Origin of the sequence: Roseococcus sp. (assembly GCF_965227005.1) — a bacterium.
Classification (GTDB): domain Bacteria; phylum Pseudomonadota; class Alphaproteobacteria; order Acetobacterales; family Acetobacteraceae; genus Roseococcus.
The window spans coordinates 47,332-69,848 of sequence record NZ_CBDDFJ010000021.1 but is presented as its reverse complement, the minus strand read 5'-3'; the positions used below and the strand labels follow the sequence as shown (position 1 = coordinate 69,848).

Annotated in this window: 30 protein-coding genes; all 30 read right to left on the bottom strand. The window is 62.6% G+C overall.

Annotated elements, in window-relative coordinates; translation table 11 throughout:
• Positions 1 to 78: 78 nt before the first annotated feature.
• On the bottom strand, positions 79 to 858 hold the full coding sequence (locus ACO057_RS11450; protein WP_421991752.1) for an AAA family ATPase: 780 nt from the start codon (positions 856 to 858) through the stop codon (positions 79 to 81).
• 188 nt (positions 859 to 1,046) lie between these two features.
• Entirely contained in the window at positions 1,047 to 3,260 is a 2,214-nt protein-coding gene (locus tag ACO057_RS11445) for a primase C-terminal domain-containing protein (protein WP_421991750.1), read from the bottom strand.
• On the bottom strand, positions 3,257 to 4,237 hold the full coding sequence (locus ACO057_RS11440) for a PD-(D/E)XK nuclease family protein (RefSeq protein WP_421991748.1): 981 nt from the start codon (positions 4,235 to 4,237) through the stop codon (positions 3,257 to 3,259). Before ACO057_RS11440 ends, ACO057_RS11445 begins: the two co-directional genes overlap by 4 nt.
• Positions 4,238 to 4,344: 107 nt before the next feature.
• Entirely contained in the window at positions 4,345 to 4,917 is a 573-nt protein-coding gene (locus ACO057_RS11435) for a hypothetical protein (RefSeq protein ID WP_421991746.1), read from the bottom strand.
• A 25-nt stretch (positions 4,918 to 4,942) separates the two neighbouring features.
• Positions 4,943 to 7,561 (bottom strand): DNA polymerase, encoded by a 2,619-nt coding sequence (locus tag ACO057_RS11430; RefSeq protein WP_421991744.1) that lies wholly within the window; start codon positions 7,559 to 7,561, stop codon positions 4,943 to 4,945.
• 17 nt (positions 7,562 to 7,578) lie between these two features.
• Entirely contained in the window at positions 7,579 to 8,100 is a 522-nt protein-coding gene (locus ACO057_RS11425; RefSeq protein WP_421991742.1) for a hypothetical protein, read from the bottom strand.
• 13 nt (positions 8,101 to 8,113) lie between these two features.
• On the bottom strand, positions 8,114 to 9,457 hold the full coding sequence (locus ACO057_RS11420) for an ATP-dependent DNA helicase (RefSeq protein WP_421991740.1): 1,344 nt from the start codon (positions 9,455 to 9,457) through the stop codon (positions 8,114 to 8,116).
• 70 nt (positions 9,458 to 9,527) lie between these two features.
• Entirely contained in the window at positions 9,528 to 10,001 is a 474-nt protein-coding gene (locus ACO057_RS11415; RefSeq protein ID WP_421991738.1) for a hypothetical protein, read from the bottom strand.
• Positions 10,002 to 10,199: 198 nt separating this feature from the next.
• Positions 10,200 to 10,607, bottom strand: coding sequence for a hypothetical protein (locus ACO057_RS11410; protein WP_421991736.1), 408 nt, complete (start codon positions 10,605 to 10,607; stop codon positions 10,200 to 10,202).
• An 803-nt stretch (positions 10,608 to 11,410) separates the two neighbouring features.
• Complete coding sequence (locus tag ACO057_RS11405) at positions 11,411 to 12,340, bottom strand: FAD-dependent thymidylate synthase (protein WP_421991734.1); 930 nt, start codon at positions 12,338 to 12,340, stop codon at positions 11,411 to 11,413.
• A 151-nt stretch (positions 12,341 to 12,491) separates the two neighbouring features.
• On the bottom strand, positions 12,492 to 13,394 hold the full coding sequence (locus ACO057_RS11400; protein ID WP_421991732.1) for a hypothetical protein: 903 nt from the start codon (positions 13,392 to 13,394) through the stop codon (positions 12,492 to 12,494).
• A gap of 265 nt (positions 13,395 to 13,659) precedes the next feature.
• Positions 13,660 to 13,947 (bottom strand): glutaredoxin family protein, encoded by a 288-nt coding sequence (locus tag ACO057_RS11395; RefSeq protein ID WP_421991730.1) that lies wholly within the window; start codon positions 13,945 to 13,947, stop codon positions 13,660 to 13,662.
• Positions 13,944 to 14,141 carry a hypothetical protein gene (locus ACO057_RS11390; RefSeq protein ID WP_421991728.1) on the bottom strand — a complete coding sequence of 66 codons (198 nt, stop codon included), beginning with the start codon at positions 14,139 to 14,141 and terminating at the stop codon, positions 13,944 to 13,946. Before ACO057_RS11390 ends, ACO057_RS11395 begins: the two co-directional genes overlap by 4 nt.
• Entirely contained in the window at positions 14,138 to 14,353 is a 216-nt protein-coding gene (locus ACO057_RS11385; RefSeq protein ID WP_421991726.1) for a hypothetical protein, read from the bottom strand. Before ACO057_RS11385 ends, ACO057_RS11390 begins: the two co-directional genes overlap by 4 nt.
• Positions 14,350 to 14,607 carry a hypothetical protein gene (locus ACO057_RS11380; RefSeq protein ID WP_421991724.1) on the bottom strand — a complete coding sequence of 86 codons (258 nt, stop codon included), beginning with the start codon at positions 14,605 to 14,607 and terminating at the stop codon, positions 14,350 to 14,352. Before ACO057_RS11380 ends, ACO057_RS11385 begins: the two co-directional genes overlap by 4 nt.
• Positions 14,604 to 15,152: a dCTP deaminase gene (locus tag ACO057_RS11375; protein WP_421991722.1), complete on the bottom strand. Its 549-nt coding sequence runs from the start codon at positions 15,150 to 15,152 to the stop codon at positions 14,604 to 14,606. Before ACO057_RS11375 ends, ACO057_RS11380 begins: the two co-directional genes overlap by 4 nt.
• Before the next feature lie 9 nt (positions 15,153 to 15,161).
• Entirely contained in the window at positions 15,162 to 16,310 is a 1,149-nt protein-coding gene (locus tag ACO057_RS11370; protein WP_421991720.1) for a DUF2201 family putative metallopeptidase, read from the bottom strand.
• Positions 16,310 to 16,663, bottom strand: a complete 354-nt coding sequence (locus ACO057_RS11365) for a hypothetical protein (protein ID WP_421991718.1) — start codon at positions 16,661 to 16,663, stop codon at positions 16,310 to 16,312. Before ACO057_RS11365 ends, ACO057_RS11370 begins: the two co-directional genes overlap by 1 nt.
• Positions 16,656 to 16,874 (bottom strand): hypothetical protein, encoded by a 219-nt coding sequence (locus tag ACO057_RS11360; RefSeq protein ID WP_421991716.1) that lies wholly within the window; start codon positions 16,872 to 16,874, stop codon positions 16,656 to 16,658. Before ACO057_RS11360 ends, ACO057_RS11365 begins: the two co-directional genes overlap by 8 nt.
• A complete protein-coding gene (locus ACO057_RS11355; protein WP_421991714.1) occupies positions 16,871 to 17,101 on the bottom strand; it encodes a hypothetical protein in 231 nt (76 codons plus the stop codon). The genes ACO057_RS11360 and ACO057_RS11355 overlap by 4 nt, the downstream gene beginning before the upstream one ends.
• The gene (locus tag ACO057_RS11350) at positions 17,098 to 17,481 is read right to left on the bottom strand and encodes a hypothetical protein (protein WP_421991712.1); all 384 of its coding nucleotides are present in this window, start codon (positions 17,479 to 17,481) and stop codon (positions 17,098 to 17,100) included. Before ACO057_RS11350 ends, ACO057_RS11355 begins: the two co-directional genes overlap by 4 nt.
• The gene (locus ACO057_RS11345; RefSeq protein ID WP_421991710.1) at positions 17,478 to 17,693 is read right to left on the bottom strand and encodes a hypothetical protein; all 216 of its coding nucleotides are present in this window, start codon (positions 17,691 to 17,693) and stop codon (positions 17,478 to 17,480) included. Before ACO057_RS11345 ends, ACO057_RS11350 begins: the two co-directional genes overlap by 4 nt.
• Positions 17,693 to 18,763 (bottom strand): ATP-binding protein, encoded by a 1,071-nt coding sequence (locus ACO057_RS11340; RefSeq protein WP_421991708.1) that lies wholly within the window; start codon positions 18,761 to 18,763, stop codon positions 17,693 to 17,695. The genes ACO057_RS11345 and ACO057_RS11340 overlap by 1 nt, the downstream gene beginning before the upstream one ends.
• A gap of 87 nt (positions 18,764 to 18,850) precedes the next feature.
• A complete protein-coding gene (locus tag ACO057_RS11335; protein WP_421991706.1) occupies positions 18,851 to 19,138 on the bottom strand; it encodes a helix-turn-helix domain-containing protein in 288 nt (95 codons plus the stop codon).
• Entirely contained in the window at positions 19,135 to 19,356 is a 222-nt protein-coding gene (locus ACO057_RS11330) for a hypothetical protein (protein ID WP_421991704.1), read from the bottom strand. The genes ACO057_RS11335 and ACO057_RS11330 overlap by 4 nt, the downstream gene beginning before the upstream one ends.
• Before the next feature lie 246 nt (positions 19,357 to 19,602).
• Complete coding sequence (locus tag ACO057_RS11325; protein WP_421991702.1) at positions 19,603 to 20,823, bottom strand: DNA-directed RNA polymerase; 1,221 nt, start codon at positions 20,821 to 20,823, stop codon at positions 19,603 to 19,605.
• A 98-nt stretch (positions 20,824 to 20,921) separates the two neighbouring features.
• Positions 20,922 to 21,107, bottom strand: coding sequence for a hypothetical protein (locus tag ACO057_RS11320; protein ID WP_421991700.1), 186 nt, complete (start codon positions 21,105 to 21,107; stop codon positions 20,922 to 20,924).
• Positions 21,104 to 21,292 carry a hypothetical protein gene (locus ACO057_RS11315; RefSeq protein ID WP_421991698.1) on the bottom strand — a complete coding sequence of 63 codons (189 nt, stop codon included), beginning with the start codon at positions 21,290 to 21,292 and terminating at the stop codon, positions 21,104 to 21,106. The genes ACO057_RS11320 and ACO057_RS11315 overlap by 4 nt, the downstream gene beginning before the upstream one ends.
• On the bottom strand, positions 21,285 to 22,127 hold the full coding sequence (locus ACO057_RS11310) for a hypothetical protein (protein ID WP_421991696.1): 843 nt from the start codon (positions 22,125 to 22,127) through the stop codon (positions 21,285 to 21,287). The genes ACO057_RS11315 and ACO057_RS11310 overlap by 8 nt, the downstream gene beginning before the upstream one ends.
• A gap of 46 nt (positions 22,128 to 22,173) precedes the next feature.
• Positions 22,174 to 22,401, bottom strand: a complete 228-nt coding sequence (locus ACO057_RS11305; RefSeq protein ID WP_421991694.1) for a hypothetical protein — start codon at positions 22,399 to 22,401, stop codon at positions 22,174 to 22,176.
• Positions 22,402 to 22,517 lie beyond the last annotated feature (116 nt).

Sequence of the window (22,517 nt, the reverse complement as noted above, 5' to 3'; positions counted from 1 at the left end):
GCAGATCACCACTGGTTCAATCAAAGACAGCCTGAGCTGACCCTCGATCCCAACCAGAAAACGCCTGCAGTCCGGTGATCAGGCGCCGTAGAAGGCCCGGATGTGGTTCATCAGGCGCATGGCGTCGTTGTCGATGTAGGTCATGGCCTTGGGGAACATGCCCATCGGCGCACGGATGCGCTCGCCGACCGTGTCCTTGGTGATGCGCGTCTGGAAGACGTGCTTGAAGCCGAGGTCCAGCTCCTCATCGGTGATCACGAGAAGGTCGTTCTCGAAGCCCTTCAGCTTCTTGAGGTCGAGCCGTTTCGCGGAGACGACGGTCGAGAAGTAGGCCTCGATGCCGTTGTTCTTCAGCGAGCCCTTCACCGGCACGCTGCGCCGGATGATGCCGGCTGCCTCGTCGAACTCGTCCTTGACGTGGCCGAGAATGATGACGGGCTTGTTCACCGCCGCCACCTTCTGCTGCATCAGGTTCTTCCAGAACTGGGCGTAGTTGGCCCAGCCCTTCATGGTGTCCGCGGCGCCGACGATGTAGCGGCTCTCGAACATCTCCATGAGCATGGTGGCGGTGTCGATGATGACGCCGTCGATCTCGGGGTTGCCGGTCGCGAAGTCGAGCGCCTCGTGGACCTGGAAGGGGTCCGTGATCACCGAGCCGCGGGTCTCGCCGCCATACCACGTCGCCTTGAAGGGTGGACGCTTGCCGGCCTCGCAGTTGGCGTAGATCCAGCGCTCCTTGTCGGGGATGTCCTTCAGCGAGGCGGACTTCCCCATCCCGCTTTCGCCGGAGATCAGCACGAGCAGGTCGTTCTGGACGTCGAGGGTGTCGCCCGCGCCGCCCACATTCATGTCAGGCATTGGTGTTCTCCATCTGCTCAGGGACGCCCCGAACCAGAGAAAGGCTCATTAAAAATGAATGGCCCGAGACCGCTATTACAGCGACCTCGGGCCGCGGCATTCTCTGCTTTGTCTGCAGACAGTAGCCGTAACTGAAGGGGTCAGCCCATTTATGCGGTTGGTCTATCCCTCATACGTCTTTCCACCTCTTAGGCCGCCAGCTTGAGCGAGCGCGACTGGATCCGCTTCGCCGCCGTGACCATGATGGTCTGAGCAATGCGATCGGCATCCATCGGGTTCGGGATCTTGCTGTTCAGCCCGTGGACCATCTGGTCCACGCTGGCCAAGTCGAGGCCGCTATCCACGAGGATGAGGGCGTACTTGAGCAGGGTGTTGTTGCGGTCCCCCTGCACCATGCGCCCGGCGAACCAGCGCTCGAGGTTGTCCATCGACGCCACCTCCTTCATCTCCTTCTTGAACACCTCGTTCTGCGAGGTCTTCGGGATGAAGGGGAGGATGTTGAAGAGCGCGCCCTCCTCGTTGATGTGGTAGCTGCCCTTCTCGTTGGTCAGCCACTTCTTACTGCGCTGGTTCGAGGAGACGTCCACGTCGGCCGAGGCCTCGAAAGGCAGCCAGGCGATGATGTCCGTGATCATCTCCTTGTACTCGTCGCGGTCGAGCTTCAGCTCGTAGTTGGTCGGGATCATCAGGCGGAACCGATCCACCCCGACCTCCTCGTTGCCGCTCTCGTCGAACACCGGAACCCGGTGGCGCTTCGTCGTGTAGGTCATGAACTTGATCTCCCGCAGGAGCTCATGGACCACGTCGAGCGAGATGCCGCCGTCCACGTCGATCACGATCATATTGAAGCCGGGGATGACGTTGTCCTCCGACCGGTGATCGTGCTGGAAGGCGTGGTTGGCCCAGTTCATGTCCGGCGCCTGGGTCATCTGGTGCAGCTCCGTGAAGGGCACCCGCTCCTGCGCGTAGTTGTAGGCATAGTGGTCGCTGTACGAGACGAGGATCTCATCCAGGTTGGTCGCCTTCAGCATCTCGCCCGAGAAGAACTCGATGTTGTTGGCGCCATAGGCCTTCTTGATGATGATGTTGTTCTTGTAGCCCCACGCGACGGCGTGGCTCATCATCGTCGCCTTGTCCTGCGGCCGGCCCTTGTAGAAGGGCAGGGAGGCCATCAGGTCCGGCTGGGTCAGCTCCGCGCCGGAGCCGGCGATGAACTTGGCCAGGCGCTCGTAGGGGCGCTCACGGGTCAGGATCTTCTCGAAGGCCTTGCCGGACTCCTCGACCATCAGGATGGCCTGCATCAGGTGATCCATCTCGACCTCGATCGAGCGATCGACGAAGGCGAATGCGCCGGCAAGCTTCAGGGCCTTGTCGTAGCGGTGCGCGATCTCGGCCGCTTTGATCTCGTTGGTGTCCTTGATCTCGATTGAAGCCTTGATGCAGGCCTGCTGGTACTCGATCAGCCGGATGGAGACGTCGCGCGGCACCTCAGAGGTCCAGCCGAACATCGCCGGGTCGGCCAGGTCATGGAAGATCGCTGACCAGTGCGCGATCGCCGCGTCGTTATTGGGTGCGATCGCGAGCTCGAAGATCTCCTCGGCCGTCAGGCCCGAAGACTCCTTGCCCACATGCCCGAGGCCGAAGAAACAGCGCCGCGCGTAGCCGGTCTCGAGGAGCGAGTAGAATTGATCCTCGGTGTCGCCGCCGTCGAACACCTTGGAGGGCACGCCGAAGAGGAGGCAATTCGCCGGCGTCTGGCCGCGCAGATCCTCCGTCCGGGTGTTCTCCTTGGTGTTCTTCACCAGCTTCGGCTTCAGGTAGCCGCGGTCATAGAGCTCGAGGAGCACCGCGAGGGCGGGGGCTGCGGCCGACAAGTTGAGGCCGATCTCGTCCACCTGCAGGTTCATCGCGCCGCACTCGGAGAGCAGGAGCTTGTTGCGCAGCTGGTCGATCGCCGCCGGCGTCGCCTCGTCGAAGGTGAAGAGGTAGTTGCCCTCGCGCTTATAGACGACTTCCATCGCGTCGCGCTCGACCTGGGGATCGGTGTTGTCCCGCAGGGCGCGTTCGTTGGCGATGCGCCAGAGGTTCTTGTCGGCCATGGCCGGCAATGTGTCGATCATGAAGCGCTCGGTGAAGCCGTGCAGGAACTCGTTCTCGATGATGTTCATCGAGGTGCCCTTGCCGAAGCCGGAGTCCGCGAGCGCCACGCCGTAGATGTTCACCGGCACGATGCCGCGGTCCATGGTCTTGATCCGGACGCGCATCGAGCTGGCCATCTTGCCGAGGAAATAGGCCGCCGCCGTGTTGAAGAAGCTGCGGTCCTTGGTTCGAGTCTTGCTGCAGACCACGTCCACGATGTCGGAGATCGCGGGGTGGTGAGTAACGCCGGTCAGGTCGATCATTGGAAGTTAAATCCATCTTTCTGACTGCAGATCGAGAACACGTTGCAGTAGCCGCAACGCTTGGGGACGGGCTGCGTCGTGATGATCACGCCCTTGCCGCCCTTCTCGCTCTGGAAGTTGCGGGCATCGCTCATGCTATCGAAGTTCTTCGTCGAGCGGCCGGAGGTCTTGGCCGGATCGGCGTAGTACTTGAAGGTCGGGTCGCTGAGCCAGAGCTCCTCATCCGTGCAGAGAGGGAGCTTGTCCTCCGGGGTGTTCCGGTGGCGCTGGATCAACTGGAGCTTGTCATGAACCCACGCCTCGGTCTCCTTGAGGGAGAGCAGGGGGATCTCTTTGTACTCGACCCGCTTCTGTGGGTACTTCGGGTTCTGGCGGGCCTGAGCGCGCTGCCAGTCCGTGAAGATGAAGTTGATGCGCCCCACGTCCTCCGTGATCTTGGGGAAGGGCTGGGCGCTGTCGATCCAGCGGTAGAGGCTCATCTGCAGCTGGTAGTCGTCATCCTTGCCGCCGAAGACCCAGGAATAGGCGCTGGTGCTCTTCGCGTCCTGGACGATGCCCTCGGTCACCAGGTCGAACTTGCCGCCGATGGTGAAGCCCTCGAACTCGCGGAACATGCGCTGCTCGAGGAAGACCGGGATCATCGAGTTGGAGCCGCGGCGCTCCTCGTCGGTGGGGTTGATCTTGACGCGCTCAATGACGTCGTGGCCGTAGCCCATCTTCGCGAGCGAGGTCGCGTAGCTGGTGGTCCAGGCCTTCTCGATGCTGTCGTGGAGGCTCTTGCCGAGCGCGGTGGGGATGAAGTCCTCGACGTCGATCTTCTGGCTCGTGGGTGGCACGCGGGGGCCCAGAACCAGGTGACGGATCGGCTTCATCATGGAGGTCGCCGAGATGTAGTTCGGGATGTCCTGATGGTCGTATTCGTCGTGCAACAGCCACACGGCGAGCGCGAGAGAAATATCGGAATGATTGGTGATCACCGGGGATCTCCGCGATGCTGGATGAAATGAGGAAGAGTCGCGGACACGACCCCAAAGAAAGCCGTGCCCGCTACTCTATTCACCCAGAGGAGAGATCCTTCTGGGTGTCAGGCGTTCCCGCCCGGCGCGATGCTGATGCCCGCGGCCTTGAGCATGTCCTGCAGCTCGTCCTCGGTGCGCGCGACCTGCGGTTGCACGACCTGGCCTTCGGGAGCTGCGTTGAACTCCTCCGGCGTGAACTGGCCGAGCGGCATGATCCCCTGGATGATGCAGTCCAGGACATCGAGGGTCTGGCCCTCCATGCGCCGATGGAACTGCGCCTGCAGGGCCTGCTGGGCACGAGCGATCTGCAGCACGGCGAAGCGGCCGTCGGGGCTGATGACCGTCGTGTTGATCAGGATCGCGGCGGGTGCGCCGTCCTCCTCGCCGGTGGCCCGGAAGACGATCTGGCCGCAGACCAGGTAGTAGGTCTGGCGCTCGATGGACTGCTCGACGCGAGCGTCAAACTCCACGACCTTCAGCGCAGCCCGCATGTCATAGGCCAGCTGGCGGTTGGTGTTCGCCTTGATGTCGCCATCCGGCGTGTCCTTGGCGGCGTGCTGCTCCGCATAGAGGTCGAACTGCCGAGCGGCTCGCTCGACCATGCCGCGCAAGAGCACCTGATTTTCTTTCTGGCTCATGTGAGCTCCTTGGTTCGGGTGGTGGTCAGGCTGCCAGGGCCTTCTCGACGACCGCTGCGATCTCGTTCTCGTTGGCGCCATTGGGGATCGTGATCTCGTGAGCCCAGTTGGGCCAAAAGATCGAGACCTGGCCGCCAAGCGGTACGAGCTCATCGCGGATGTCGGGATGGTCCTGCCAATTCACCGCGGTGACCAGGTGCTCGTTGGTGTAGGCGAGCGCCCGCGTGTCATCGCGGATGAGGTAATACTGGGCATCGTGGATGTGGCAGCACGGCCGGATGTCGAGCTGGAACTCCTCTTCGCGCACCCGCCCCATGAACTCGGAGCAGGCACGGGAATTGAGCAGGCCCCAGCTCTGGCCGAAGGCATTGCCAGCCGATCGCCCCTCGGCCGTGGCCTCGTAGGGCGTGGAGCGGTTGCCGGCGATCACCTGAGCCAGGAGAGGCGTCCGCACGCGCAGCCCGAAGGCGACGGTGATGTAGCCATCCTTCTCGGCCTGCTTGAGCTTGGCCTTCACCCACTGATCGCTGACGAAATAGAGCTCGTGATAGCCCTTCTCGATGGCGATCGCTTCGTCCTTCGGCAGGCCGGTCTGCTGGGTCATGCCCATCCAGGTGCCGCCGTAGGTGAGGAGGAAGGTGGGCACCTTCGACTTCTGCCTCAGCGGCTTGTACTTCTTCGCGATGGAGTTGATGGACTCCACCGTGTCGATGATGTCGGGCATCTGGCTCTTGAAGTAAGCGAATGCCCGCAAGCAATGCCCGTCGTAGCCGTCGGTATAGACCTTCAGCTTGTTCGGATCCCGCGTGGTCTTGGCCGAGATTTTGTCCTCGAGGGAGTCGAAGTCGAGCCCCACGAAAAGCCATCCCTCGGGCGCTTCGACGCACATCTTGATGAGCTTGCCGAGCCGTCCCTTCAGGGTGTCCTCGCCCTCGGCGCCGGCGGGCAGGTTCTGCAGGTTCGGGTTCGACGAGCTCAGCCGGCCCGAGATGGTGCCGCCCAGGTTGAAGCCGCCGAAGAGGTAGTGCCAGCCATCCGGCCCCTGCACGGCGTTCAGGAACGACGGCATGAAGGTCGAGAGGATGGTCCCGATCGAGGCGTAGTCGAGGAGCGTGCGCAGCAGCTCCTTCAGCTCGGGCTTCGTGGTGTGGTTGATCAGCTTCTCGATGGTCTTCGCGCCGGCCGCCGGCAGCTTCGTGTCGGTGAGGTCAATCACCGGCATGGCCAGCACCTCGTAGAGGAGCCGGCGCATCTGCGGATCGGAGTCCGGATTGAAGACCTCCTTGGCATCAGCCAGGGAGACCCGCTTCACCTTGAGCTCCGAGTTCCGCTTCTCCACCCAGTCCTCATTGAGCTGGTGGGTGAAGGCCTGGATGATCGGCGTGGCGTGGATCTTGGCCAGCGCCGCGGCGTAGTCGGTCTCGAGCTGGGCGTTGGCCTCGATGACCTTCGCCATGTTCACCGGCAGGCCGGTCAGCTGCATCTGCACGATGTCGAGCGTGGCCGGCTTGAAGATGGTCTCGTACACCTCGACCTGCTGGTCGGCGACGACGGTCCCCCAGTGCTTGTTGTGGACATACCAGGTGGAGCAGGTGTCCACGAGATTGTACCGCAGCAGCTTGGGCAGGGGGATCTTGGTGATATCCTTGATGTCGTCGTCCATCGAGTAGTTGCCGGCGAACTCCTGGCTCTGCACCTTCAGGCCCAGCTGGTTCCCCGCGGCGGAATTGGTCGCGAAATACGAGATGAGCTTGGTGCAGTCCCAGTCCCGCAGCAGGACGCTCATCCCATCGAGCAGCCCCTCGGTGTCGAGGATGTCCTTCATGAAGAGCTGGTAGATCAGGACGTAGGCGTCGTAGGCGATGTGGTGGTAGATCGCCTTCTGCTTGAGCGCCCGGAAGAACTTCCGGAGCATCTCGCGCCGCGCCTCGTTGCGCACCTGCTTGCCGTATGGCGCCTCGGCCGCCCAGCTGTCCGGCACATAGTCCACCGGGAAGGCGATGCCTTCATGCTGGTTCCAGGCGAAGCTGATGGTCCCGATGCCCGCCTCCGTGTGACGCAGGCTGAAGCCCTCGATGTCGATCGCGAGCGGGCAGTTCATGGCCAGCAGTTGATCGAGCCAGGCCTGGATCTCCTCGTCCTTGAGCGGGTAGTGCTCGCTCTTGAGGACGTCGGTGCCTGGCGGCTGGTAAGTGCCCTGGCGGTGCGCCTGGAGGGCTTCCAGACCCTGTGCGATCTTCGCCTTCACCTTGTCGGGGTCGTAGAAGATGGTTTGGAAGTTCGGGATATAGACGACCTTCTGGTCGCCGAAGATCGAGGGGAGCACGTAGCCGAGGTTCGGATCCACCTGGCTCGTCTTCGTCAGCGTCTTGAAGTGCGCCGCATCCGTGACGACGATGTATTCCACGGCGAAGTCCGTGAAGACCGGCATCAGCTCCTGCTCGATGTAGGAGACCACCTCCTTCTTCGAGGCGGCCTTCTTGCCCGCGGGCGCCGAGAGGGTGCTGAGCACGAGCACCTCGTTGGGGTCCACGCCATGCGGCCGCAGGTAGGACGCTTCGATGTCCTTGCCGGCGATGCGCGGAACCAGGAAGCACACGGGATAGGCCGGCTTGGTGTCCGGGGTGTAGTGGAGATACCGCATGCGAAAGCGCCTTCTGCTCAACAGAACAGCTTCTGGATGATCGTGTAGAGGCCCATCCGGGCGACGGAGTTCTCGAACTGTCGCGCTGCTCTGGGGTTGTTCTTCAGGGTAAAGCCGGCCTGCTCCGTCCTGGGGAGTTCACTGATCTCCTCGGGAAGGAAGCGGACCAGGCACTCGGGCAAGGCGTTGCGGATGTCGCTGCTATTCGTGCAGGGGAGGAGCACGGTCCCGAGCATCTGCTGGATGCTTCGCCGGTCGTCAGCTACCACTTCGGCAGCCGCAACGTGCTCTTCCATCCGCTCACGCAGCCGTGGATGGAGCGAGATCCGGCGAGCCGGGCCTCTTCGTGTGCCGGGAGCAGGTGCTGGGGTGTGCGCGGAGGTGACGTGCTTGCCGCGGAACATGAAGCCATCGGCATCCCAGGTGCCCTGGAACTCGTTGTTCTTGCCGATGATCTCACAGAGTTCGCGGTTCTGCCTCTCCTCCTCCTCGGCAAAGAGGGCTCCGGTCAGTGCAACCGCTAGGTCACGCTGGGACATGATAGGGTTCCTTCTATGCGGCGATCCCCCCGTACTTCTCAGCCAGGGTGCCGTGGAGACAGACGCGGTGACGCGCCCTGCCGAAGGCGACGTTCAGCAGCCGCGCAGCCGTCAGGGGCTGGTGGCAGGTGCTCAGGTTGTCCAGGTCGATGAAGACGCTGTCGTAGGTCGAGCCCTGCGCCTTGTGGACCGTCGCGGCGTCGCGCGGCCGCAGATCGGGGATGTTCTCGCGGAGGTGGTAGTGCCGCTCCCACTTCTTCTGCTGCCCGTAGTATTTGATCAGGGCCAGGTGGTGCTCCCGATCGACCGGCACGGGGACGGACTCGAGGAGCCCTCCCAGCTTGGTTCGGAGCGACGTCCGGCGGACCTCGAGCGTGACCTCGGGCCCCTGGAAGGGCGTCTCCACCAGGTACTGCTCGGTGCAGGGCGCCTGGTCGATGATTTCGACCTCTTCCTCGATCCGCATCCGCTGGGTCTCGCCGCCCCGCCGCTGGGCGAAGGCGCTGACGTTGATCAGCCACTCGCCGGTGGTGAACTCGTCGGGCAGGGCGCGCAGGTCGCGGATGTGCGTGTTGAATTCGATCACCCGTTGGTTCGTGTAGGCGAGGATGCGACTGTTCTGGTTATGCGAGAGGAAGGTGTCCGCGATCTCGATCTGCGCCGCGCCATCATCGAGGTGGTCGATCACCCCAGGAACCAGCTGGATCGGCTGGAAGATCCCGGTCTCGACGGTGTTGCGCAGCTGGCGGCACACGCGCACCAGGGCCGGCTGGCCGGCGTTGCGCACAGGCTCGGTGAGCACGAAGGTGGGAAGGCCGAGGGCGTAGATCGGCGAGATCGACTCGTTGACCGGGCCCAGCTGGCAGTGGTCGCCGACGAAGACGATCTTGCAGTTGAGCGTGGCCTCCTGGATCTCGCCCAGCAGATCCGAGTCCACCATCGAGCACTCGTCGATGAAGATGATCTTGTTGGTGTGGACCTTCCACTGGCGCGTCTTCTGCAGGTAGGTTCGGCCGGTGGTGTAGTTCACCTTCGGCGTCAGGTTGAGGAAGGAGTAGATGGTCATTGCAGGGCGTCGGATCGCCTCGCTGGTCACCGCCGCGGCCTTGTTGGTGGTCGCCGTCACGACGACCTCCTCATAGACGGCCTTCTCGCCCATCACGGCGCACACCTTTTGGTAGTGCGGGATGGTTCGGTCGATCAGCCGGCCGGTCAGCCAGGACTTCCCCACCCCGCCATCGCCGCTGATGATCATCATCTGCTGCTTGTCGTCGAGCAGGAACTCGAAGAAGCCGTCCTCAGCAGCTTGTTGGCCAGCATTGGGGGTGAAATCGTTGAGGGGGGTGAGGGCGTTCATGGGGTTTCCCAAAAGAAAAGGCCCATCCAGGTAGGATGAGGCCTCTTCAATTCGTGTTGTCAGAGGGTTGTCAGGCGAGGACGCCCGAAGAACCGACATAGGGACCGAGATCGGCCGGGGTATAGAGCGGCCCCTTCTTGATCTTCTGGTTCTCGTCGAAGAACGGCTGCCCATCGACGAACTTGGTCCAGTTGGAGCGATCCACCTCGTCGAGACCGCCCTCAATATCCATGCCGAGCATATGGGCGACGCCGCTGAGCGTGACCGCCTGATCACACAGCGCATCCAGGAGGTGGATCCGCTGGCCAGGAATGACGGCGATAACCTGGCCCTTGGCGCTCTTGAGGTGCAGGGCGAGGCCGTGCATCGAGATCATGGCCGCGGTCAGCATGGACTGCGTCACCCGATCGTCGCCACGGATGCTCTCCAGCATCTCCGCGACCTCCTCGAAATGCACGCCGATCTGCACCTGGGCGCTCTTGTTGCCCGGCTTCGGGACAGCAGCGCGAAACCAGCTCAGGATTGAGGTAATCGTATTGCGCATCGGGCAAATTCTTTCGTCGGTTGGTCACAACAAAAGACCCGACCTCCATGAGGAGATCGGGCCTAACGCGGTGATGTGTGCTTGAGGTGCAAGTCTGGTTTTCGAGAATGCGCTCTGGTTTGCCCGCACCTCGTGACCTATGGGCGGGCTCTGCGCAGAAAAGAATGCCTTCGCATGCAGACCCCGCCCACGGCTGCTCTATTCCCCTACGGCGCGGGCCGGCTCGACAGGCGGCATATTGGGCGCGTTGTCGTTAATGGCGGACTCTTCCACCAGGGGAATGCCGCGGATGCGACGGCAGAGAACGTCCTTGATGAGGAGCTCCCGAATGTAAGTCTTGATCGGCTTGGGCCGACCTGAAGCATCGCTCATCACGATATTCGCCAGCTCTTCGACCATATCGGGGTCTATCTGGCTGAGAACGTCCTCCATAAAGCCGCGTCGCGTGTCTGCGGGAGCCTCATTAAGGGACTTCAGTCGCAACGTAACTGAGGTCGCGTGGCAGTTCAGCTTCTCTCCAATGGAGGTCAGTGACATGCCGATGGCATTGTAGCGGAGAATATCCTCGTTAGAGGCCTTACGGTTGCGACGAAGAGCAGGAGTCATGGACGGCATCCCTGGTTTAGCGGCTTCCGTCTATCTACAACTTGAGAAAGATACAGATCAAGTTGCCCTAACTACAAGTTGTAAATAGTTTAGGTCGCTTTCGAGGTCATACAAAGCCAGATAAGCTCGATTGAGCCGAACTGATACATAACCCAGCTAGTCCTTCATGAGGATCAATGCGCTTCGATGCGCCTTCCAAATCGTTTTCCTGCTGGAATGTGATCTATCCGTCCCGCTCGATGACGTTTCCGACCGGAGGAACAGCCGCGAAGTACGATTCGACGCGACTGGAGCGCCTACTCAGCGCGTGTCTAGTGCTGGCGAGCCACGTTGAAGGAGCCTTTCTCCTGCAACTGCTCGCGCTGACAGCCGGTGGCGATCAGGTAAGGACGTGGGGCTGAGCAGCCCAAGTGAACCATCGACTCTAGGTACTCGGTGAGCAGAGCGCCCTTGCGGGCGTCTAACCGGACCCACCTTTCCGTACACCTTATCTATTCCGTCCTCACTGAGACTATCTCCCGTTAACGATCCTTACTCGGTCAAAGGATAGGACAAGAATTGCGCGTCCGCCCGGTGCAGCGTGATTGTCAGTCGTCAATTCGACCGCTTACGTCCCCAACTCCCCCCTTGCAGGGATCTTGCGTAACAGCTCCGCTACCTCGTTTCGGTGGCTGCGCTAGAGCAATCTACTCATCCACCTAGCTTCTGCTTCATCGCTGGATACGGGGACTTCCGTGGCTAAAAACACCTCCGCGGAACATCTGGGTCGATGGTTCACTGGGACTGCCCAGCGGTAGTTCAGGCTATTGGCATTCGCCGGCGAGCATCTTCCGATATTGGCGCCAGCCGTCGAAGTTGCCGTGCTCCTTGAGGTGATGCCACATACCGAGCTCCCCTTCTGCATGGACGCTTATCCACGTATCAGGGGTAGCCTGGTGCTCGGCCGGCGAGGCGTGCAGGGGCACCTGAGCCAGAAGGCGCTTGCAGAGCTCCACCTCCTCCTCATGCTCGGCGATGCGCCCGTCATGGGTCCGGTAGGAGACCCTGGCGCAGCGCGCGACCGAGATTGAGCGGGCCTCCTCGAGCGAGGCGCCGTGGATGTCGTATTCGACGTCATCCTGCTTGCCGTAGGGTTCCCAGTAGCCGTCCTCATAGTAGGGGAGGTGCCAACAGCCGGGGATCAGGAGGTGGTTGGCCTCGCTGCCGGCCATGGCCTTCTTCATCTCCTGAGCCAGGAGCTGGATCTCCGGCTGAGCATCCGGGTGGTCGCGCAGCGTGAAGAAGTTCGAGAAGTTCGTCGAGGTACACACCACGTTGATGTGGCTGAAGGGCTCGAGCAGCCGGTTCACGATCTGCTTGTGGTAACCGGCCGCGTCGAACGCCCGGGCGAACTCGATCGCTTTGAGCATGGCATTGTGCCACGCCTCCTGTGGAGGCATGTGCATGTTGCAGTCGGTCTCGTGATCGTAGCAGTGGACAGGAAGGTCGTGCTCTTCCCGCGCCTGCATGCCCGACTGGTTCTTGCCCCAGTGCATCGGGATGGCTGGGTCGCTCTCGATGTCCTGGATCAGGCGCTTCACCGGGATCGCCCGCGAGCTGCTGGCGTTCCGCGAGAACATCCGGTGCGTCATGAACTCCGCGTGGATGAACCGCGGATAGCGGAGCTGGAAGGTGGTCAGCCGGATGCCCTGCGGGCTTATGGAGTCGGCGATGATCATGGCGCTGATGGTCATGGGGTTTCCTCGTCGGGTTCCCAGCAGCGCTCCGGGCACTCATTGCGCCCGAAGCACATGGTGCAGCTCTCGTCCGCGGGCTCATCCGGATCGCATTCCGGACATTCCCGCGTGTCGCTGCACATGCTGCAGTTGATGAAAAGGCGCGGCATTAGGCCGCCTGGCTCATGTCGAGCTCCGAGCGCAGGCCCAGGTATTGCGGGTGTCGCGGACGCTCCTTCACGCCAACTGGGAAGAACTTGAACTTCACCAGCTGGCCGATCAGTGAAGGGCCCATGGCCCACAGTCGGACACGCTCCGCATCCGTGAGCCCCGGACCACCGCCGATGTCGAAGTCGATCTCCTCGAACTGCGTTCCCGGCAGGCCCACACATTCGAGGGCGCCCAGCGTGTTGAGGCCCGTCTTGTTCGCCTGATGGGAAGAGCGGGCAGTACGGCCGAGCTCGTTCGTGAAGGCCTCGTTGGCATTGTGCATGCGTTCCTTGACGCCGGTAATCCGGGCTTCGGCGTCTTCGTACCGCTTGACCTTGAGCAGCTCCTGGGAGCGCGTCGAGGCGCGGCCTTGCTTGTAGTGACCCATGGGATCACGGGTCATGATGCCCTCGTAGCCGTGCTCGAGGCACATGGCCTCGTAGGCGTCGAGGGTGGAGAGGTTGTGGATGGTCTGCTGCCCGAGGAGCACGACCCATTCCGGGGCGTCCGCCATGCGACGCTGCAGCTCAGCCTGGCGCGCGGCCGCGGGAAGCCCCGGCAGATCCCAGAGGTCGAAGACGAAGAACCGGAACTCCGGCTGCTTGTCATCGGACATCACCTGACTGACCGTGTTGCGATAGACGTCGTGGTCGGTGGGCTCGCCGACGATGAGCTCGCCGTCGAAGCCCTCAATGAGGCTCGCCCAGGCGAGAAAGAGCTCGCGGATGCGCAGGTTCGGCAGCACCTTCATCGAACGCGACATCGGCTGGCCGGACATGGCCATGCACCGGATGCCGTCGAGCTTCGGCGAGGCGTCGAGGGGGAAGCGAAGAGTCGCGGGATCGGCCTTGCCCGCGAGCATGGGCTTGAAATTCGACATGGGGTGGTCTCCGGAAAGTGGGCTGAAGGCCGCGAAAGCGACCCCCAAACACCCACTTTCCGGACCTATTTCCCTCGGTTGACCGCCTGGCGCGGCAGAGACGGCTTCCCGATCTTGGGTGCCGCCGGCGCCGGCCGGTTGGTGTCGCGTGGCCGCGGGAACTCGGTGCTAGGACGCCGGCCCCCATCCCCGCTGAAGAAGGTCGGGATCCAGAGGCGGTAGCCGGCGAAGAAGCTGTGATGCCAGCTCAACGGAAGAGGTCCGTCAGCGCCTTCGGCTTGAAAGCCACCAGCGCCTGGTAGCCGCCGATCCGGCTGGTCTCGCCGCCGACGTCGGTGATCATGACCTGCGGGACAGTGCGGTCAGCGCCCACGAGCTCCAGACGATCGTAGAGGGCATTGCGCTCCACAGGCCCCAGATACTCCACGGTGAAGGGTATCTGATGCTCGGTGAGCCAAGCTTTGGCCTGGTCGCAGTAGGGGCAAGGCCCCGTGCCATCGTCTGCTTTCGCATAGACGTGGATTTTCTCGCTCATTTCACCCTCCCACCTGCGTCGAGCTTTTCGCGCCCCTCGCGGTACATGATCTGCAGCGCGCGCCTCATGCTGGGCAGCAACCCGAGCATCCGAACTGCGCGATCAACCAGCCAGAATGCAGCCTCAAGCAGCCCGACAAAGGCCGAGAGCCCTATGGCGATGGCACCAACCCACCAGATAATCTGGTCGATCATGGGCTGCTCCCCTTCAGAGATTTGACCTTCACCGCCTTCACGGCCTTGTAGAGGTCGATGATGTCACCGTTCGAGTCAGGGAACGTGTCGTAGAACCCCACCTCATTGCTGACTCTGGACCGCACGTCCTTGATGACGGCGCGGGTGGGGAAGCCCATCGGCACACGAACATGCACCTCGAGCCTCACCACCTTGGTTGCGCGCCGGCTCATGAGTTGTTCCTACAGAATGGGCCGCAGTCCTCGGTGCGCCGGCAGCCGTCTGCAGAGCAGATGTCCTTGACGGGTCGCTCCTCCATCAGCTTGCAGGCGCTGTCCTCGATCGAGCGGTCGATCTCCATCATATCCTCGGGATCGTCCGCTTCGCCGGCGATCTCCAAGGCCTCTTCAGCCGTGTTCGCCTCGATCTCGAGGTAGCCTTGGCAGACCACGCGCGAGACGGTGGTCACGCGAATGCGATGCTTCATGCCGCGGCGCTCCCTGCGTTGGCCTCGTTGGCTGCGATCGCCTCGACGGGCCGATCTTCCTGGTTCTGGTAGCGACCGGCATAGACCGCCAGCTCCTGGACCTTGTGGAAGAGCACCTGGGCGATGCCGGAGCCAGCCGATATGTGGAGGACGTCGTTGCCGTGATAGACCAGCTCGAGCGTCAGGAAGCCCCGCCAGCCCGGCTCGATCACGGTGTTCAGGACGGATAGCCCCTTGCGGGCCCAGCTCGACTTGTCATGTACGACGCCGAGCAAGTTCGGCGGCATGTCGAACTCTTCGATCGCCGAGGCGATGACGAAGCGGCCTGGCTGGATCAGTGCCATCTCCTCGCCCTCGGGATCCCGGCCGACGCGCGTGACGGTGCGTTTGCCGTAGAGGTCGCGGCCGAAGGTGATGTCCTGCTTGATCCGGATGTCGTAGCCGGCTTCGGTCAAGCCGTGCGAGACGCCGTGGGCGTACCGCTTCTCGAGCAGCATGCCGCGGATCGGCGCTGACCTGTACAACTGCCTGCCGTTGTTGACCATGTGAACCTCTCAGCTGATGTGGATGACGCGCCCGAACTTGACGGGGATGTCCCTGTTGCGGATCGCGACCCAGATGACGGGGATGTTGAACGGCAGCGGCTCCATCGGCGCACATTCGAGGTCCGAGAAGATGATCGCCGCCGTCGGCTGGTGCTTGATGATGTGCTCGCGCACGGGGCTCAGCTTCGTCCCTCCCCGGCCGACGACCTTGATGCCGAGCATCTCGTCGCCTTCCCGGTAGGTGTCGTGCTTGACGATCCTCGTGTCGAACTGGATCAGGTCCATCTGCATGGGCCGGAACACGTCCCACACGTACTTGACCTCGGAGTTGAAGCGCTGGGAGTCCTCGTAGGAGATCGAGCCCGACGTGTCCTCGTAGTAGAAGAGCTTCTCGAGGCGCCCTTCGTCCCTGACGCGGGAGGGGAGGTAGAAGTCCTGGAAGCGCCGGTTCGGCCGCGACCAGGTGTAGTCTTCCTCGGCCAGGTCGCTCATGAAGGCCGAGAGCTCCTGCTCCCACGGGATGATGGGCTTGAGGAACGTGTTGATGATGTCCTCGAGGTCGCCAGGGATGGTGCCAGGGGCTCCGGCGGCCTTGGCCTGGTGGACAGCCCGCACGGCGTTGTTGACGACCTGGGCGTTCGTCTCCTTGTCCGCTGGCCGCATGTCCGGCACGTAGTTGGCCGGCACCTTGCAGGCGTTCTTGACCAGGTCGTCGTAGATGTCCTCTTCGACCCAGCCGGCATACTTCATGTCGCAGCAGATCCAGCTCGCGATCTCGCCGAAGTCGTAGCCATCGGCCACCAGGTCGGTGTTGATGCGGTGGTCGCAGGCGACGTTCCAGAGCCGCGGGTCACGCTTGCCCTGGCGCGGGCCGTGGATGCGGGCCGGGTGCCAGAGCTCGTGAACCAGGACGGCCTTGCGCACGGGCTTCTCGAGACCCAGGAAGAACCTCGGATCCCACCAGAGCCTGACGCCGTCGGTGGCGGCCGTGCCCATCCCCTCTTCCCAGAGGAACTCCATCGAGCACATCAGCGGCGCCATGAAGGCCGCGTTGTTGCCGATGAAGACCTCGCTCTTGGTTCGGTCGAGCTCGCGCTGCAGGAACTGCGGGTCGATGTCGCCCGTGATCCGGGCCCGGATGTCAGCGACGCTGGCCATTAGAGCTTCAGCGCCCGGACGCGCTCCCGCAGATGGAAGAAGGCGTCGTTCCGATGAGGCGAGTTGTCCGGCATGTTCTCGATGAACCACCAGAGCGCGCTGGTGATGTGCATCTTGCCGAGCCGCTTGATGACCGACTCCGAAGGCGTCAGGGGAGTCACCATCGTCGCGACGTGGGTGACGTTGCAGGGCTCCTGGTTGAGGCAGGAGTACCAGCGCCGATCGGCAGGCGCTGCTTCATACCAGCCGGAGAACACCACCTCGGGGTCGTCCTTGTGGCAGAGCAGCATGATTTCGCCCGTCTGGTGCTGCAGCCCGAGGGCCTCCCAGCCGGCGTCGATGAGGTCAGCCATCCTTCGTGATCCCTGTGATTGGCGCTTCCCAGACGCGTGGGTTGTGCTTGATGCCGGCCGCGATGAGCTTGGCCTTGTCCAAGGCCTCTGCGATTTCCAGGGCTTCGACGAAGTGCGTGGTGACGCGCTCTCCGGCAGCCTTCTGGTCCTCGGACTGGCCGGCGCCGGTGGAGAAGGGCCAGGTCTCGATGGTGATGCACCAGCGGCTCATGCGACCGCCTTCGCCCAGATGAGCGTCCGGTCCTTCTTCTTGGGCCGGAAGTGCTCGAGGGCTTTCTGCCGCGCCGCGCCCAGCGAAGGGGCGTAGCAGCGGACCTTGTTGGCGCTGAGCCCGATCTCGTACTCGCCGTCGATCGGGCCCCGCTTGGGGCTGATGTTGATGATGTGCGGCTCGGAGCGCACGCGGCGCAGCGAGTCCAGCGAGATGCTGTGGCTCATTGCGCGTTCAACCGGATGTCGGGGATGAGCACCGTCGGGTTGAAGGTCACCCGGTAGCGGTAGGTGCTCGCCGGCGCCGGATCCATCTGCTCGCTGATGTAGGAGACGGTCGTGCCCAGGCCGAGATGATGGCGCTTGAACTCGCTTCGGCCGGTTTTGCAGATGACGACGAGGGCGGTGCTGCGGATCTCGAGCGAGCAGTAGCCCTCGATCACCAGCATCGACTGGTTCGTCATGCCGTTGATGAAGGTGATGCGCCGATTGATCTCGAAGTTGTCGGCCGCACGAGACAGGTTCTCACTCGCCACGCGGGCGGGATCATCGCAGGCAGCCAGGAGCACGGTGCTGGACAGAGCCAGCACGCTGAGAAGACGCTTCATGGTGTGTCCTTTTCGTAGGCGCCGGTCGGCACCTGCTGGTCGTAGGGCCTGAGCGTCCACCCATTGGCGTCGAGCCAGGGATAGAGGTCAGCAAGGGAGGTGAAGATCGGGGAGATGGGTTCCCAGCGCGGGTGTCCGCCGAACTTCGCGAGGAACGTGCCGGTCTCTCCTGAGACAGCCCGGCACTGGATGACGACATGCCCGATGAGCATCAGTCGTTCAGGTATTTGGCGAGCTTCAGCTTCGCCTGGCGCATGGCCGGGTGCGTCTTCAGGTGCGGAAGGCGGCTGCCGACAGCGCGGAAGAACAGGACCGTGAAGTCCATCGGGAAGCGGCTCATGTAGGTCGAGATCTTCTCGAAGTTCGAGGCCTCGACCTTGTCCATGAGGTGGGTGACGGTCGCCCACATCAGGGTGTTGTCGTTCGGAACCGCCGTGCCGGTGGGGTCTTTGACCACCTCCTTCACGTCGATGAGGGTGGTATAGACCTTGGCGAACTGCACGAAGTCCACGGCCACGCCGGAGGTGATCGTGCCGGCGTAGAGGGCCACCTTGCTCTCGGGGATGTCCTTGCCCTTGACCAGGCGGTTCATGAACTCCCAGGTGCGCGGGCAGCAGAACGTCTTGTCCTGATGGTCGGGCTTGAAGTCCATGAGCTTGCCGGGATAGCGGCTGAGGTAGCCGATGATCCGGTGGTCCCAGCCCTGCTTGAGGGCGATGTCCTGGATGAACTCTTCCTCGTGGCCGTCGAGGGTCATCTCGAGCCAGATCACGCGGGACTGCAGCGCCGTCGAGATCGAGTTCACGATCGCGCGATCGGTGGCCAGGTTGCCCGCGGCCGCGAGGACGGTGTTCGGATGCAGCGGGTGCTGGCCCGTCTTCTTGTCGAGCAGCAGCTTGTAGAGAGCCGCCTGGACGGCGCGGCCGGTCGAGTTGATCTCGTCGAGGAAGAGGTAGAAGCCGTCCTTGCCGTCGGGCACGGGCGTGCTGGCGATCGGGAAGACGTCCTGGAACGGGGCGAAGGTCGCCACGCCGCCGGACACGTCGGGGATGCCGTTGTAGTCGGCCGGGTCGGAGCCCGCGGCGCGGTGGTCGATCAGGTGCAGGTTCAGCTCGTCGCAGATCGAATGGTTGATCGCGGACTTGCCGATGCCCGGTGAGCCGAGCACGCACGGAATGAGCCCCTCGTAGAGGCACTCGACCATGAACTCGCGCACCTGCCGCGGCGAGCAGCGGTACATATTGGTGGCGCCGACGTTCTGGGCGCTTACGGCTGCACTCATGCGGGGACTCTTCCTGGGTTGGAGAAAAGAAAAGGCCCGCTCCCTTGCGGGAGCGGGCCTCTGATGGGTCGGTCTGTGGAAGTTGAGCTATCCTTGGGAGGCTCTCACGTCAGCTCGGAGATCCATCCGGACGCCGAGCGCCAAACAAAGAGCTGCCAAGGGCAGGTACGCGCGATAGCCTTTCCCCCGGAGCATGTTGAGCACCTGGGTGCGCGGCACCTGCAGCATGTCGGCGAGCTGTTCCTCGGAGATCCCGCGCTCGGCCATGGCGAGCAGGAGCAGGCCTCCCGTCCGCAAAGCGAACCGCTTCGCCTCGGCCTCGACCCCATCCGGGGTGACCTCGATCGTGGTGATGGTCAGAGCGTCGCTGCTCATGTTGCTGGTTCCTCGTCCGGCAGGGCCTCGGCCTCGAACTCCATCTCACCATGTTGGTCACCGCACTCCCAGTCGTGGATCGGATCGCAGGCCTCAAACTTGTTGCTGGTGAGCATGTCCTGAACCTGGCTGATGGCCTGCTCTTCGGTGTCGGCCTCGACGGTGGTCGCGGTGTGCTCCCAGGCCAGGCGGGAGACGATCACATTGAATTTCGGCATGGTCTATCTCCCGAGGATCTTGATCGCCATGACGATCAGAAGGGATGGAAAGGGAAGGAAGAGAGAGGCCGCGACCAGTGCCATCGCCGCGCGCTCGCGCAGCGATAAGAGGCCCATCATGGGGCTTTGTTCGGCATCATATTCCCCTGCAAAAACAACCACAAAAAGGCTGAGCCATCTTGGAGTCACTGCAGGAAAAAATAGGCCCAGATCACCAGCTGGATGCCGGTGATCTGGGCCTTTGGTTCAGCTCAATGCGTATTCGGTCTCGAGGATCTCGGGCGCGAGGTTCGCGTCGAGCTTGGCGTCATCCCACCTGTCGCCGGTGATCTGGCTGAGGAGGTCCGCGAGCAGGGAGCTCGAGGCGATCTCGCTCAGCAGGTTGTTGTACTGGCGCCGCAGGTCGTTGCCATAGTTGGGCAGGCACCTGAAGCAGTCGTGCGTGGTGAGCACGTTGAAGGGCTTCACCGGCAGGCTGGCCAGCAGCCGCTCGATCGCGATCGGATCGACGAGCTTGATGGTGTCGCTGTCGATGTGCGCGAGGATGCGCGCCGAGAGGAAGCCGGTGCGCTGGTAGTGAGCCCAGAGGATGGGAACCAGGTGGAGCGCCTCCTTCTTCTCCTCGGCCTGCAGGTAGTGGTCGCTGTCGCCGGCGAGCATGTCGCGCAGCAGCTGGATCCACTGGGGATCGTAGGCGCAGCGGCGCACCATCTCACGCACCAGCATGCCATCGACCGAGTGCGTGGCGTTGGCGCCCAGGCTGCGGCCGCGTTCCTTGGGCTCATTGACCTTGCGGAAGGCGGTGAAGCCCTCCTCGAGGAAGCTGAAGCCCATCTCGACGGTGTTCATGACCTTCACGCGGACGTGGAAGTTGTCCGGCAGCACCCAGTTGTGCTCGGTGGCCTTCGGATCCCAGAGCTCGAGGAACATCTTGTTGAGGATCCACACGCCTGGCGCCTCCTCTTCCATGGTCTCGAGGAAGATCTCGTAGAGGTCGCCCTCACCGAACACTTCCTTGGGCACCTCAGAGGAGCCGTAGCAGGAGGTCATCACGGCACGCTTCAGCTCCTCCGCGTCGATCACCGAGGTGTCGATGCCGGCGGCCTTGGCCCGCTCCACCATCTTCTCGTAGATGACGGTGTAGGCGTTCTCGCGGTCGCCCGAGCTGACGACGTTGCAGAGTAGTGCAGCTCGCCGATCGCCGGTGAGTGCCGAGAGGATCTGGATGCCCGAGGCGGTGGCGTCCAGGGAGATGGGGTAGCCCGAGGCCTCACCGCGCTTGGTGGCCTCGTAGGCGCGCACGCCGGCGAAGTAGAGCGCCGGGTCTTTGGCCTTTGTCTGCAGGGCCATGAGCGCGTCCTCGTTCTGGTCGAACCAGGCGAGGCGATCTGCCCAGGGCTTCTTGTCCAGCCCGAAGCTGCTCGCGACGTCGATCTTGAGGTATTCCAGGCCGGTGAAGAGCTGCATGTGATCGCTTTCCTTGGTTCAGGGATGTGTGAGGCCGAGGGCGCTCAGGATGGTGATGGTGGTGGCGCCGGCCATGAAGAGCCGGATGAACATGAGGGTCAGGTGCAGTGGCACTTCAGCTGCTCGAGGTAACTCTGCAGCTCCTCGATGCGCTTCTTGGTGGCCTTGCCGAGGCTCACCCGTTCCAGCACCTTCCCGACGAAGGCGCGCTGCACGACGAGCTCGCCATCGGCGTTGATGCTGATGTCGGAGTCTCGGCCGATCGTGATCCAGACGCTACTCATCCTTCGACGACCCCCGTGGTGTGATACATGGCGGCTGAGCCCACCTTCTGATGTCCCAGTCCGCGGATCAGGTGAAAGCCACTCTCCTGATGCTTGAGGACGACACCGTAGGTATCGAAAGGGCCTCCGATAATGACGTGCTCGCCTGGGTTCGCTTTCGTCTTCAGCTGGTAGAGATTACCCATCGACGACCTCCTTATCGGCGAACTCGATGACGGCCTTGTTCCAGGGATTGCCTTGGTAGTTGACGTGATATCCCTGGCTATAGGTGCGTCCTCGCTTGCAGTATTTGTGGGTGAGGTAGAATACGTTGCCGTGCTCGGTGAGCAGATCCATAACGTCGTGCGCCACGCGATCGTATTTGAGAAAGGCCCGCTTTCGCTGGATGAACTTTTCCTGCGTCTCGTCGGTCTTCCTCTTGTCCAGGTTCTTCCACTTGTTGTGGAGCATCTGGGCGCATTCCGTGTTGATGCTCAACGGCACCTGGTTCACCACGTTGAGGTGGTCCAAGCACACGTCCTCGTCGTGGTGGTTGTCCTTCAGGATCACCGACGAGTTGTGGATGAGATAGCCGGAGGTCCGGTTGTTCCGGACGGCCTGCGGCTGCGTCACCATGGGCAGCGGGTACTGGTAGCGATCGAGGTCGAGCTGCACATGCGGCGCGACGCCGAACACGGTGGTGAGCATCTTCAGGCGCGGCGACCAGTCCACCAGGTCCGCATCGACGGCCTTGAGGATCATGTCCGCGGTGAGCTGCGCGTCGCTGAAGTGGTGGTAAAGCAGGCCCACGATGGTGGGCAGGTCGGCCTGCTTGTGGAGAGCCATCTGGACCAGCAGGTCCAGGCCGAACTGGCCAGGGATGCCGAGCTCCTCGAAGGTCTTGAGGAAGTCCACGCTCGGCTCGCTGATGAACTCCTCGCGCAGCCGCTTCAGCAGCTGGTTCTTAGAGTAGAGCTTCTCGAGCTCCACCTGGCGGGTGGTGAGCGCCTGGTCGTGCGTCTTCATATCCGTGTCAATCATGACCGTGATCTCCTGCTTCTGGTTCGATGTTGGGTAGGCTGGTGGGCTAGGCGGTCTCGAGCTTATCGGCCGTCGCGAGGATGCCTTCGATCAGGGCATCGTCATCGGAGATGTGGATGCCTTCGTTCGAGAGGGACTCCATGAGGAGGGTCTTCAGGGTCTGCACGTCGCGGAAGGTGAGCTTCTTGATCCGGCCGCCGATCTCACGCAGCGCGGGATTGGCTGGAGTGGTGGTCATGGGCTGAGCCTGCCGGCCCGTTTGGGTGTCGCGCATTGTGCAGCTTCCTTGGTTCAAAATGATTGGGGATGTGGCTCAGCAATCAGCCACGAAAAGGACTGAGCTCAAGTTGTGCTGAGTAAATGATATCTACAGTTCTGAGGGTATGTTTG